Raw genomic sequence first — 12615 nt, 5'->3', positions numbered from 1 at the left:
ATACTTTGTACTCTATACATATAGTGACAAAACGGTTAATACCTGATAATAGAGGCACTGTTTTTAGGCTCAATTTTAGGCATGGATATCACCGCCAAAATTATCCAAGCCAATCACAGACTGAAGCATTCAAACGTAGGTGTAACCATTGAACAGCATGGTGGACGGTTACGTCTGAGAGCTACATTGCCACCAAAGCCTAAAAGCTCCAAAACTCGACCATGGCAACAACGGATTGCAATTGGAGTAGCGGCCAATCCTACTGGCCTTCGAGCCGCCGAAACTGAAGCCAAGTTACTGGGAAGTTTACTGGCGGCGAAAGAATTTACTTGGGATAGATACCTTGACCAGCCCCATAGCGATCGCAAATCCAACCAACATTGGATCGAAGCGTTTCACAACCACTACATCAGCAACGGTGGCACACCAACAACATGGGCTGGTGATTACGCCAAAGTTTTAAAGAACTTGGCCCCCGATAGTTTTTTAGACAGTGATGGCCTACGGTCACTAGTGGTTCGCACCAAGCCAAACACTAAATCTAGAGTTAGAGCTTGTATGGTCGCCGGTGCCCTTGCGAAGTTTGCTGGTATCGAGTTTGACCCCAAACCTTACCGGGGAAATTACAGTCCTTCGCAAGTGAGCCCCCGCAACTTGCCCGACGATGCCACCATTGCCCGCTGTAGGGAGACCATCACTAACAAAAGTTGGCAATGGGTCTACGGCATGATGGCTACCTATGGTCTACGTAATCACGAATGTTTCAAGCTAGATCTTGAGGCGTTTCCCGTCGTTCGCATCCTTGACGACACTAAAACCGGAACTCGGGAAGTGTGGCCCTGCTTTCCAGAATGGACAGAGCAGTGGAATCTGAAAAATCGCATACTCCCACCCATCCAGCTGGACCGAAGCAACGACAAGATCGGACACTCAGTAACGGCTTACTTGAGCCCAAAATTACCCTTTACCCCCTACGATTTGCGCCATGCCTGGGCAGTGAGAACCCTTGAGTTTGGGTGGCCTGATGCGCTCAGCGCTCAGCAAATGGGCCATTCCCTGGAGGTTCACAACAGAACTTACCAGCGCTGGATTAATGTCAGGCATCACCAACGGGTCTATGACCTATTGGTCAATCGAGACGATCGCCCACGGCCACCAACCCTGAAAAATTTTCAAATGGAGTCCAATAAGTCATGACCAATAGTTAAAAATGAAGCCGAGGAGTCTCAGGACATGAATCAACTTGACAAGCTTTTGTCTAATTTAGTAATTGAACCAAAATCCGAAATAGACTCTCTAAATCATCTGGGACCCGCCATAGCTTGAGATCTTGGGTGATATAGTCAGATGCCGAATCATACTGCCCAAATTGCCATACATCTCCAGTACTGACTGCCCCTGTCAACACCTGATCGGACTGACTCCCTAGCCACCGATGCAAAGCTACCAACTCAACCGCCAACTGGGTAAAGCCACGGGTCAGGTCCGCCTGTTTTGCTTCGATGATTAAGAGCTGATGATTCTTGCTTAGAAAATAATCTAGCTCTCCCTTTAAATAGGTATTCACCTCAATGGGATATTCAATATTGAGATCCGCACCCGTTGCCCGAATCAGCTCGATAATGACCGGAGAAATCAACATCTCGCGACGTGCCATCTCACTGGTCAAACTCACATGGGGCAACGTTTCGTTAATTCGCTGATGCAACTGAGAAACTTCCTCCAACGCCTCTCTCGATTCGGCCAAATTAAGCCGATCACGCTTCAAGGTCAGACCCAACTCCGCCAGTACATCTGCTGGGGCGAATCGCAACTTAAAGTAATCAGCAAAAGTATAGGAGCGATCTCGCTTTAAAATTGGCGGACGCTGCTGCTGAGACGGATCGATTGGGCTGTCCATTGATTGCATCACGTCATTGCTCTAGAACCAGCTCTATTTTAATTGTCCCAGTCATGTCCATCAGGTAGTCTAAATGTTCTAGTAAGGGCTTCTAATTTTTACAACCAGTGCAGTTGATTACGCTGCTGAATTGTCTTTTCCCTTGAGTAAATCGGCTACGACTTCATTGCTCGTAAACCAGGTATGAACGGCTTCAATTGACCATCGGTAAGTAGGTCTCCAAGCCTGGGGAGTACAGTTAATAACATGCTCACCACGCTTAAAGTCTTTACCGATCCGGTCGGTGAAAAACTCGCTAGACAGGCTGTATTTATCTGCTATGTCTGACGTACTTATCCATTCAGCTGGCTTAGGAGTTCTAGGTTTTCGTGACATAGCTTATCCCTCTCCTTCAAGGCGAGTTTTAGCGTGCTCACTGAGTCGAGCCAGCCAATGATCGTTTAACTGAGAAATCAACCACCAAGTTGATTGACTGGGATGAACTGGCAAAAGTCGATTTGCATAAATCCAGACTCGAAGACGTTGATCAAAATACGAAATAGACTGACGCGCCGACGATATTAAAACCAGTTCATCGATAAAACATTGGTTTTCCATAGCTACCCCCCCTCTAACCCTTGTGGAAAACCCCTCTCTCCCCCTGAAACCCCCTCTCCTCCCCTGGGGAATAGATTTTTGGGGAGGTCCCTCATGGCCCTACACCTCAATAAGGGGGGTAAGGTGTGTAATGGTCCGTCTGGCAATGGTTCTGGCGGATCAGTTGATGGTTTGTTACAAGTTTCGTTGATGACTGAAACCGTCTCAGGCTGGGGGATTACACACCACTGGTCTGGATGCCAGAGATCTCGATTTTTGTATAGAGTCTGGGCACTGGTTTGAGCCAGCTTGCACACTTGAGTGAGTCGGTGGGATACCGTACCTGCTAGCTCTCCTAATTTGGCTAAGTAACTGACAGCCTGCTGAATCCGACGACGGGCATCGGCTTGACGCTCATCATTGATGCTCAAGCTTGGAACTTCCCGCTTTGGAGTGGTACCCAGAGGCCAGTAAAATCTAGTTGCCCACCGTGCCCAGGCGTTTGCTTTTTTGGATATTTCCGCCTGGTGTCTGCAATGCTTGTGATAGCCCGGTCGGGTATAGGCCATTTGCTCGATATAAATGGCTAGCTCATCATCACCCAAGCCTTCGAAGACACGGCCATGGGTGGAGATCGCACGCAGCAACGAGTTAGTCTGACCAGACCCTGTCCATCCAGATTCCAGCTCTTGACGTAGGTCAGCCAACCAAAGCTCAACCTTTCCAGCCTGTCGTCGCCGTTTACGCTGTAACTCTCGCCCCTGCTCCAGTGCTGGCCGCAATAGCTCCATATCCTGGGCTTGACAGCAAAAATCCCACTGCCAAAAGAATCGCTCCAACGTTCCAGCAGTGGGATTTAAGTTGTGGTCAAGTAGGCAGCTACCCGATCCAGGCTGAAGGGGTAAGCGATGCCCATTATATTCTGTGATTTCCCAGGGCCTAGCGTATGGCTTGATATTTGGGAAGATTTCGCACTGACCAGCCTTGATCGCTATTCCTTGAGCCTCTAAAGTATGTTTTAACGAACATGCCAATGCAAACGATGGAACATACTCAGGTAAAGGAAAATAGAGATGCCATCCCCCCGACCAGGATGATCGGACAAGCACGCTACGGACCAGGCCGATCATCTCCAAAGCATCCTGGATAGCCTTTAATCCATCAGGGGTGTGAGAGTTACTGCCCGCATCGATGTCAATCATGGCGTAGTTGGTTTGATTGCCAAACCTTACGCCGATGATGATTGCTGAATCCTGCCACCTGGCCCACAAAGACCTGGGGCGCATTGGGTATTTATTGGTTTGCCAATCACCTCCTAACTCTGAGCATTCGATGGTTTGCCATTTGTAACTAAAGGTTTCGGTGAGCCGTCTGCCCTGAGCGTTTTCTGGATGTGGGTCGATAAGCATTGTAGATACACATAAAAAGTCCTCGGCACCATGGGGCAAATGGTACAGATGTATGTTCAAAAGCCTTTACACACGGGGTTGTGTGAATTGAGACAATGGACACGTAGTCGGAACGATTGGAACCCGACCCGACTACATGCCGTGATTGGAGAGCTAGCTCTCGCAATAAAAAACTATGCGAAGTTGACAGCGCTGTCAACTTCGCATAGTTTGTAATCAGTTAATCTACTGATTAACTTTGTGAGGGCTTCTAGATAGAAGCCATGAAACAAGCAAGTGTTGAAAAGTTTGTGAACAAGTTAGAGGAGTTAAATATCAAGCCTGAATTGGTAGCCTTAGCAGTTAACAAATCTGCAAGGGCCGTTCAGTTATGGAAAAAAGGAACTCATACCCCAAGACTTACACCTAAAGAGATGGCAGCTTTCTGTGAGCTGCTACATGTCTCTATTCAAGAGTTGGCTGAAATGTTTGAAGAAACTCAAGTTGACTGACTAAGGAGTCACCACAAAATTGTGTGTGTCAATCACACACAATTTTGTTCTAAACTCTAGCAACTGTAAGGCTATGTCTACGTAGTCACTCTTTTTGTTGTCTGATTTTGTTATGGGTACAGGACTCGACCCACGAGACCCTGTACCTATCTGGCACATTGCAGTCACAACGCACCAGCCCCATAACCATTATGCCACCTTAAATCAAAACCATACATCCAAATTCATGTACAGATCACACTTTGTGTGGTCACTGTTTCTAGTGCCAATTTTTCAAACCATGCAACAACAGCTAACAACCATCGCGTCACCACGCTTTAGCCAATCCCTTAAACAATTGTGGCAACCCCTCAAAGCTAAACGTCATCAGTTATTAGCTGCTGGTCAGCTAGATATATTGTTTATCCCAGAACAGCAGCTGGCGTTTATCGCCCACGGCAATAATCTTGTCAATCGTTACTCCACACCTAGCGTAGAACACGCCCTAGCCATCTACAAAGCACAACGACTAGTGCCCGCATCATTCCAGGTTGTTACTCGATAACAACTAGTTGCCAAACAGTTGGTAACTAGTTGGTAACCAGTTGGCATGTAGTTACTAAACAGATTGCAAAATGAAGACACTCGCAGACATCGCAAGAGACCATAAGATATCCCCTCAAGCCGTTGCAAAATGGCGGGATAAAGCACTTGAAAAGTATGGCGAACTAGCTTATGAACTAGATGGCAACCGCAAACAATATCATGATAGCGAAGTAGCAAAGATTATCGAATTCGCCCCCAAAAAAGAGGACCCGATAACAACCAAAACCGAGATCCTTACCGGCAACCATCGCGTCACTGGTGAGCTAGCCCCATTGCCCACCAGCATAGACTTAGGCAAAATGCGTCATGGGTCAGACTTAACCGTATTCAACAGCGATGCTTTAGCAGCGGTTGACCAAGCCTTAGATTTAGCTGATCAGATGCTTGAAGCCATAAACGACGATACAGATTTCCAGCTGAGTCAGCTCCAGAGAACCCAGAAAGCCAACAACAAATTAAAGCGCAAAGTCGACAAGCTCAGAAGCCGACAACAACAATACGCGATTGAATCTAGAATGATTGGCTTAGCTCAGGGAAAAGAAGCATCAGAGCTACAAGAAAACATGCAAGCGATTCAAACCCTTGGCAATTCAGAGTCTTAGCGTTTCTGAACAGCAGACCACCACGCTATTAAACCTCAACTGGCCACAGTCCCACCAGGCCATCAAGGGAGCCCTAGGGTTTTCCACACACCCGCGATACATACACGGACTATTAAACCCTGCCCAATGGTCACACAGCAACGGTTTACTAATCCGGTAGAGATACCCCCGGCTACTCATTAGGCGACTCAGGAACTGAAGAACACATGAGTTTATTTGATTGGTTCAACCCTCAAGAGCCAGATACCACAACGTTTGAAGTCAGTAACGACAATGGCGATCAAATCGTTTTTACAATCCCGACTAAGGGCTCTAACAAAATACGTCAAGCATTGCGCAGTGCTGGGTTAACTCGGAATAAAGACTATGTAGGTAAAGAATCATTGAAAGATTTCCTCAAACGTGATCACGATGCGCACCGCTGGTGGGCACAACGTGATGTTGATGAGCAGGAAGATATAGAATGGCAAGGGGACCAGGAAGGAGGACCAGCAGACGACGAGGACGATGACACAGAAGGCTGTGATTATGCCGTCGATGATGAAGCGTCAGAGCACCCAGCGCTTAGGTTTTGGCCTAAGTGGTAGTTACTAAACCTAGCTATGACTGATATCCAAATTGAAAATTGTCAGGAAAACCTATCACTTTATCTGGAGCATGACAGCGGTTACACGCCTGAATTTCTCAAGGACCATCAGGAGGTTGATGAAGAACTAAGCCGTATTGTCCTGGTTTTCAATGGGGGTGACAATTTTGAAGGCATAGAAGGCGTTGAAGCGTACAACATCTCTGTAGACACTAACTATCCTTGGAATTTATCACCGGGTCAGCAAAAAGCTTATGAGCTGTTGTTATCCTTGCAGACTGGTTCAGTTTACGCACTAACAACCATTGGTAAACTGGCTGAAGCCATGGATCTAAGGTGTATTAGAGCAGCCTGTAAGCGCTTAGAAAACCTTCAAAGCCTAGGCGTGATTAAAGGTCTCAAGCTTTAATCAGGAATCTTTGATTAGGAGTCTATGGCTAGACAAACTATCTTTTATGGATTTTCCCAGTTGTAAACGACAACTGGGAATTTTTTAAGCCTGGGCGATGCCTGTCCAAGTATTTTTCCTAGGAAAACCACTTGGACAGGCATTGCCCTAACTATTGATATTTATGACTCTGATAGTTCAAAGGTAAGCTGTTTGAGATGGGCCAGGGAAACACTGCGGATCAGGTTATGTTGTTTAAGCATTAGCTGGGTGCCTTCAGTCATTTCTTCTACCAGGTATCTGTCGCACAAAATTTCTAACGCTGCTACCTGCTCAGATTCAGACCGTTGCCAGTCTTCCAAATGGCTGAGCCACCAATCATCAGGAACGGGGCAACGATACACAGAAGCTTCACAGAGCAAGATGTAGGCATATTTTGCATCTTGCCGCAGACGGCTAAAGGTTTGCTCCAAACGTTGCTGTACATTACGGCGTAGGGTACGGGTAAAGCGGTCCAGCTGCCACTTGTCGTCTGCGCCAGTAGTTTCGCCTTCAGCGGCAGCGGCAATGGCCTGTTCTACCGCTTCGATTTCATGACCGTAGCGTTGCCAGTAGGCAGCAATATTGCCATAAAATGGACGACTGCCAATTTCACCCAGGATAATGCGTAATGCCAGGGGATGACCTTCGTAGGCTTTGCCGATGCGTAGTAACTCTGGGGAAGCCTCTGGGGCGAAGCCTGTTTTTAGGAAGAGGGCTTGTTGTTCAGGTTCTGATAGACCGCTCAGGGGCTCACAGTGCCAAAAGTTTTGATAGCGTGAGCCAATCGCTGCAATTTGGGTAGGCAGTTCCTGGGAAGTAAGGATAAAACGACTTTGGAAGGTGTCACTGGCCAGAACTGTTTTGAAAAATGCTACAAATCCATCGTCCTTGAATTCGCTCCAGCCGTCTTGTTCATTGCCTTGTAAAATCTGTTCAAGGGAATCGATCACGATCAGGTATGGCGTTGCCTGAACATGCTGTAACAACCGACGAGTCAACAACTTTGGATCGGTGCGATCGTCAGGGGTAACCACCTCGCCACAGGTTTCTAAGAGGCTAGCCGCTACGCTGGTAAAGTCCGTAGATTTCTCCTGATTGTCAAAGTTGACCCGCAGTAGCTGTCTGGCAGTCTCTTGCAGGTTTACCGATAACCTTTCTGCCAGAGCGGTTTTACCCACCCCAGCAATCCCTGTAATCATCAGCAAACGGCAGGTCTCTTGAAGCTTAGTCGTTAGTTCAAGGGTGAGCGATTCTCTCCCAACCCACAACGGATCGTAAGCAAAAAACCGTTCAAAGTTTGCTTCTTGTGCAGATTCTGCTGCATCCACTGATATTTCTTGGGGCTGGATCATTATCCGAGGATCCAGCCCTAACGCTTCACAGATTTCTTCAAACTTTGCCACAGATACCTTAACACCCCGACAAAAGTTATTCACTGTGGAAAGGGCGACCTCTAAGTGACCTGCCAAATCTCCCTGGGTAAGGAAACCATTGCGCTCCAGAGAAAGGGCCACAACAGCACGGTGATCGGGGTGGACGCAGAGAGAACGGGGCATGGAGTAAAGAGGGAGGGCGGAAGAGTGAAGAGAGAGGAATAGACTTTTTCAGAATGATAGATCGATTGGATAGAGGATTTCAAACCGCCTTCCACTATCCTCCGTCCTCAGCCTTCCGCCTTCCACTCAACTCAGGCATGAACTCAGGTACCCTACCTGCCAACTCATGTACGGCCTCAGGTAGGCAATTGGCACGATGCAATTGTCAACCAACGAGGAGGAAAGATGCAGGTTTATTTAGAACATCTTCATGCGGCCTGGGGGTTGGTGCAGCGAGGGAGTCCGGCGGCGGGGGTGGATGGGGTAACGACCGACCTATTTGCTGGAGTGGCTCAGGAGCAGTTGGGGCAGATGCAGCGGCAGATGCGGCGTGGTTGTTACCAGGCAAGTCCGGCGAAGGGATTTTTTGTGCCAAAGAAGAACGGTGGGCAACGACTGATTGGGCTGTCTACGGTACGGGATCGGGTGTTACAGCGTTACTTGCTCCAGTCTATCTATCCCAGATTAGAAGCCACGTTTAGTGAGAGTGCTTTTGCCTATCGGCCAGGGCTATCGATCTATGGTGCAGTGGACCGGGTGATGGTGGATTATGGCCAGCAGCCCACATGGGTAATCAAGGCAGATATCCATCAGTTTTTTGACGATCTGGTCTGGGGCGTGCTGATGGGTCGGCTGGAACGGCTAAAGATTTCCACCGGGTCGGTGCAGCTGATTGAACAACAGATTAAGGCTGGCATGATGCTACAGGGGCAATTTTATCGACCGAATAAGGGCGTACTACAGGGGGGCATTCTCTCGGGAGCGCTGGCAAATCTTTACCTGAGCGAGTTTGACCGACTATGTTTGGCGGCAGATATTCCCCTGGTGCGTTATGGGGATGACTGTGTAGCGGTGTTTCATAGCTACATGCAAGCCAATCGGGCGCTGGCCATGATGCACGACTGGCTAGAGGATATTTACCTGACGCTAAACCCGGACAAAACACGAATTATTCCACCGGATGAAGGGTTTGTCTTTTTGGGGCATCAGTTTCAAGGGCAGCAGGTGATCGCACCGGAGCGCACCTGGTCGCAGACATCTAAAAAGAAGAAAGCGGCGCAGCCGGTGTATGGCCCGCCCAAGGTTTGCAGCATTGTTCGCAATACGCAGAAGCGACCCAAACAATCAACGGATGACTATTGGAGAGACGGTATGACCACATTATATGTAACAGAACAGGGAGCCTATTTACGAGTAAAGCATAAACAGTTTCAAGTATTTCACGAACGAGAACTACGCTGTAGTGTACCGGCCAACAGCATTACCCATGTGGTGTTATTTGGAGCCTGTAATGTATCCCATGGAGCGGTGCGTCTGGCATTGCAACGACGAATTCCGTTGTTGTATCTGTCAGACAAGGGGCGTTACTTTGGTCGGTTACAAACTACTGGCCAAGCCAGGATTGATTATCTGGTGCAGCAGGTGGCTAAGTCCCAGGATGAGAACTTTATCCGTCAGCAGGCACAAAATATTGTTTTAGGTAAACTGCAAAACTCACGTATCTTATTGCAACGACTTCATCGACGGCGTAAGACCGATTTAGCTGCTAAAGCCATTCAAGAACTGACAGAGCTAAGCAACCAAATCCCTAGTACAGAGACAGTTGAATCCATGTTGGGCTACGAGGGGCAGGGGGCTAATCTATATTTTCAAGCCTTTGCCTCCTTACTAAAAGGTCCCTTTGAGTTTGCAAAGCGTACCCGTCGTCCGCCGACCGATCCGATCAATAGCTTGCTAAGTCTGGGATACACGCTACTATCTCAAAATATTCATGCCATGACCGAAACATCAGGGTTACACACCCATTTTGGTAATTTACACACGGTTCAACCCAACCGACCATCACTAGTGTGTGATCTGGTAGAAGAATTTCGTGCCATGATAGTCGATTCGCTGGTGGCATATTTGATCAACTCCAAAATCTTTACTCCTGAAGACTTTACACCGCCTGATGGGCGAGGTGGGGTGTACCTACATCCAGATGGACTCAAACGCTTTTAAAACATTGGGAAGAGAAGTTACAGGCCCAGACCGTTCATCCCCATACAGGATACAAGGTCAGTCATCGGCGTTGCTTTGAGCTTCAAGTTTGGGAATATGCCGCCTGTATTACAGGGGAGCGGGAGAGTTATAGGCCAATGATTTGGAAAAAGTGAGAAAACCTAATGTTCTATCTAGTTTGTTACGACATCGTTCTGGATCGTCGTCGCAATAAAGTGGCCCATATTCTAGAGGGCTACGGCCTGCGGGTACAGAAGTCGGTGTTTGAGTGTGTGCTGACACCGGATCAGCGAGAGATGTTGAACAAAAAACTGGCTAAGTATATCGATGACACAGAGGATCAGGTGCGATTTTATCCGATGTCCCCTCGCTATCGCAAGAAGGTGACGGTGATGGGGTTTCAGCCGGAGAGAGAGGTGGATGATGTGGCATTTATTGTTTAAGAGCGGAGGGTGGAAGAGGGAGAACGGAAGAGGGAGGGTGGAAGAGGGAGAACGGAAGAGGGAAGAGAGTATAGGTGAGGGCTTAGTGGAGTACTGGAAGCCCGGCAGGGAGCAGGGGAGATAGGGGCTGACCTTGTGCCAGCCTATTGCGAAAGGATTTGACAAACAACATTCTATACAGGAGACAACAATCATGGGTCAGGAAATGTTGGTGGCGCATCAGGAATTAACTGTGTATCAGATTGCGTTTGAGGCGTCGATGAAGTTGTTTTGGTTGTTACCAAAGGCAGCGGTGGAAGAGGGAGATAATCCTTGTCACAAGCTAGTGGAAGCGTCGCAACTGGTGTGCGCCAGTCTAGCGGAAGCATGGGGTAAGCGGCGGTATCACGAGGCGTTTATTGCCAAGCTGAGTGAGGCGGAGACGAAGGCGGCGGCGGTGCAGACCTGGTTGGCGTTTGCAGTGGAGTGTGGCTATGTCAAGGCAGATGAGGGGTTGGCTCATAGTGATTGTTATGGGGGGATTTTGGCTGGAATTGGGGAGTTGATTGAAAATGCAGAGGCATGGTTGGTGGAGGAGATTCCTGTGTAGGAAGAGAGAAGAGGGAAGGGGGAAGAGGGAAGAGGAGGAGCAGGGGAGAGAGGGAGGAGCAAGGGAGCCCTTCGACAAGCCCAGGTGCTAGGAAAAGATGAGGGTTGAGCGGAGTCGGAGCCCAGTTTTAAGAGACAGGAACAACTTAATGAAGGAGAGAATAATGGGATCAGATTTTATTAGGGTTTATCAGGAGTTGCAGGTTTATCGGTTGGCGTTTCGGGGAGCGATGCGGTTATATCGGCTGGCACAGGGGTTTCCACCGGAGGAGGATGAGATGCTGACGCGGCAGATTGTGACGGCGTCGCGGTCGGTGTGTGCCAATGTGGCAGAAGCGTGGGGAAAGCGGCGGTATCGGAAGGCGTTTATGGCGAAACTGAATGATGCGGAGGCAGAGGCGGCTGAGGTGCAGACCTGGATTGCGTTTGCAGTGGGCTGTGATTATCTGGAGGCGGAAGTTGGACAGGAGTTGTTGGGACAGTATCGAACAATTTTTGAGGCGTTAGGGCGATTGGTGGATAATGCGGCGGCGTGGACCCGAGAAAGATAGAAGGTGGAGGGCAAAGAACAAAGAGTTTGAGGGGTAGATAGGAGATAGAAGAATAAATTTTATTGAGGGAGATTTTTTGGATATCGAACTTTCTTCCGTCTTCTATTTTCCCTCTTCCCTCTTCCTGAATACAACTATGAGGCATATGGATGACTTTCAACAAGTGGTTAAGCCGGTTGAGGCGGTGGTTGAGGATTGTTTTTCGGGGGGTGTCGGGGTGTGAGTATCGGGAAAATCGTCATTTGCTACTGAGGTTGGCAAGGTTACGGGGGGACTATAACCAGCTGAGGCGGGAGTTGGAGGAGTTAATTGAATATAGCGATCATGAGATTGGTCAGCTTAAGGGAAAAAACGTTGAGTTGGCAGAGGCCCATGAGGTGCTACAGCTCAGAGTATGGGATCTGGAGGAGCAGATTGAGGCACTGCTGGCGTACATTGAGCGAGAGTTTGGCAAACCAACCACGATTGGAGCAGCTGCGCCTGAGATTGATCTCTCAGGGCTACATCTGGCTTTGGTGGGGGGTCATGATGCTACTCGGCGGGAGGTGATTCGAGAGTTAACGGAGCAGTATGGGTTGAAGCAGTGGGTAGAGCTACCACCCTTTAAGCGCGGCAGTTCGAAGCTAGCACAGGTGCGGTTACGGATTCAGCGGTGTGATTTGATTGTGGTGATTACAGGGTATATGAACCATGCGATGACGGATAGCATTAGCCAGTTAAAGGCATCAGGGGCGTTATCTGGCCAAGTGATGCTAGTGAACTGCCGAGGTAAAACTGGCGTAGTGCGAGCAATTTTGCAGCGTGTTACGTAATTATTAGACACTGGCCATTGATCAGGGGGGGGTAGGACATGATCTA

16 protein-coding genes are annotated in these 12615 nt (G+C 48.5%); 11 read left to right on the top strand and 5 right to left on the bottom strand.

Translation table 11 applies throughout. The annotated features are described in order from the left end of the window. Positions 1-81: 81 nt before the first annotated feature. Entirely contained in the window at positions 82-1197 is a 1116-nt protein-coding gene (locus U2F10_RS25900) for a site-specific integrase (RefSeq protein WP_499873708.1), read from the top strand. Between the two features lie 61 nt (positions 1198-1258). Here U2F10_RS25900 and U2F10_RS25895 read toward each other — a convergent pair whose 3' ends face one another. From U2F10_RS25895 to U2F10_RS25880, 4 genes are all read right to left on the bottom strand, one after another. Further along, on the bottom strand, positions 1259-1909 hold the full coding sequence (locus tag U2F10_RS25895; RefSeq protein ID WP_499873707.1) for a hypothetical protein: 651 nt from the start codon (positions 1907-1909) through the stop codon (positions 1259-1261). 108 nt (positions 1910-2017) lie between these two features. Then, positions 2018-2275 carry a hypothetical protein gene (locus tag U2F10_RS25890; protein ID WP_499873706.1) on the bottom strand — a complete coding sequence of 86 codons (258 nt, stop codon included), beginning with the start codon at positions 2273-2275 and terminating at the stop codon, positions 2018-2020. A 3-nt stretch (positions 2276-2278) separates the two neighbouring features. After that, the gene (locus tag U2F10_RS25885) at positions 2279-2497 is read right to left on the bottom strand and encodes a hypothetical protein (RefSeq protein WP_499873704.1); all 219 of its coding nucleotides are present in this window, start codon (positions 2495-2497) and stop codon (positions 2279-2281) included. Between the two features lie 2 nt (positions 2498-2499). Beyond that, positions 2500-3885, bottom strand: coding sequence for a bifunctional DNA primase/polymerase (locus U2F10_RS25880; protein ID WP_499873703.1), 1386 nt, complete (start codon positions 3883-3885; stop codon positions 2500-2502). Positions 3886-4148: 263 nt separating this feature from the next. Between U2F10_RS25880 and U2F10_RS25875 the strand changes: the two genes are divergently transcribed. The 5 genes from U2F10_RS25875 (at position 4149) to U2F10_RS25855 (ending at position 6558) form a co-directional block, all read left to right on the top strand. Next, positions 4149-4376, top strand: a complete 228-nt coding sequence (locus U2F10_RS25875; RefSeq protein WP_499873702.1) for a hypothetical protein — start codon at positions 4149-4151, stop codon at positions 4374-4376. A gap of 112 nt (positions 4377-4488) precedes the next feature. Beyond that, entirely contained in the window at positions 4489-4920 is a 432-nt protein-coding gene (locus U2F10_RS25870) for a hypothetical protein (protein ID WP_499873701.1), read from the top strand. A 70-nt stretch (positions 4921-4990) separates the two neighbouring features. Beyond that, positions 4991-5563, top strand: a complete 573-nt coding sequence (locus U2F10_RS25865) for a hypothetical protein (RefSeq protein WP_499873700.1) — start codon at positions 4991-4993, stop codon at positions 5561-5563. Between the two features lie 206 nt (positions 5564-5769). Further along, a complete protein-coding gene (locus tag U2F10_RS25860; protein WP_499873699.1) occupies positions 5770-6150 on the top strand; it encodes a hypothetical protein in 381 nt (126 codons plus the stop codon). 15 nt (positions 6151-6165) lie between these two features. After that, positions 6166-6558, top strand: a complete 393-nt coding sequence (locus tag U2F10_RS25855; protein WP_499873697.1) for a hypothetical protein — start codon at positions 6166-6168, stop codon at positions 6556-6558. Between the two features lie 161 nt (positions 6559-6719). Here the strand turns inward: U2F10_RS25855 and U2F10_RS25850 are convergent, their stop codons facing one another. Then, positions 6720-8135, bottom strand: coding sequence for an AAA family ATPase (locus tag U2F10_RS25850; RefSeq protein WP_499873696.1), 1416 nt, complete (start codon positions 8133-8135; stop codon positions 6720-6722). 225 nt (positions 8136-8360) lie between these two features. Between U2F10_RS25850 and cas1 the strand changes: the two genes are divergently transcribed. From cas1 to U2F10_RS25825, 5 genes are all read left to right on the top strand, one after another. Then, positions 8361-10175, top strand: coding sequence for a CRISPR-associated endonuclease Cas1 (gene cas1, locus U2F10_RS25845; protein WP_499873695.1), 1815 nt, complete (start codon positions 8361-8363; stop codon positions 10173-10175). A 164-nt stretch (positions 10176-10339) separates the two neighbouring features. Continuing rightward, positions 10340-10618 carry a CRISPR-associated endonuclease Cas2 gene (gene cas2 / locus U2F10_RS25840; protein ID WP_499873694.1) on the top strand — a complete coding sequence of 93 codons (279 nt, stop codon included), beginning with the start codon at positions 10340-10342 and terminating at the stop codon, positions 10616-10618. Positions 10619-10811: 193 nt separating this feature from the next. Continuing rightward, complete coding sequence (locus U2F10_RS25835) at positions 10812-11207, top strand: four helix bundle protein (protein ID WP_499873693.1); 396 nt, start codon at positions 10812-10814, stop codon at positions 11205-11207. A 163-nt stretch (positions 11208-11370) separates the two neighbouring features. Next, positions 11371-11757, top strand: a complete 387-nt coding sequence (locus tag U2F10_RS25830; protein WP_499873692.1) for a four helix bundle protein — start codon at positions 11371-11373, stop codon at positions 11755-11757. 149 nt (positions 11758-11906) lie between these two features. Next, on the top strand, positions 11907-12569 hold the full coding sequence (locus tag U2F10_RS25825; RefSeq protein ID WP_499873691.1) for a hypothetical protein: 663 nt from the start codon (positions 11907-11909) through the stop codon (positions 12567-12569). The last annotated feature ends 46 nt before the right edge of the window (positions 12570-12615 follow it).

This window comes from Leptothoe sp. EHU-05/26/07-4 (assembly GCF_043421015.1).
GTDB classification, from domain to species: Bacteria; Cyanobacteriota; Cyanobacteriia; order Phormidesmidales; family Phormidesmidaceae; genus Leptothoe; species Leptothoe turfae.
The sequence above is the reverse complement of the archived record's forward strand: the minus strand, read 5'-3'. Positions and strand labels throughout refer to the sequence as shown.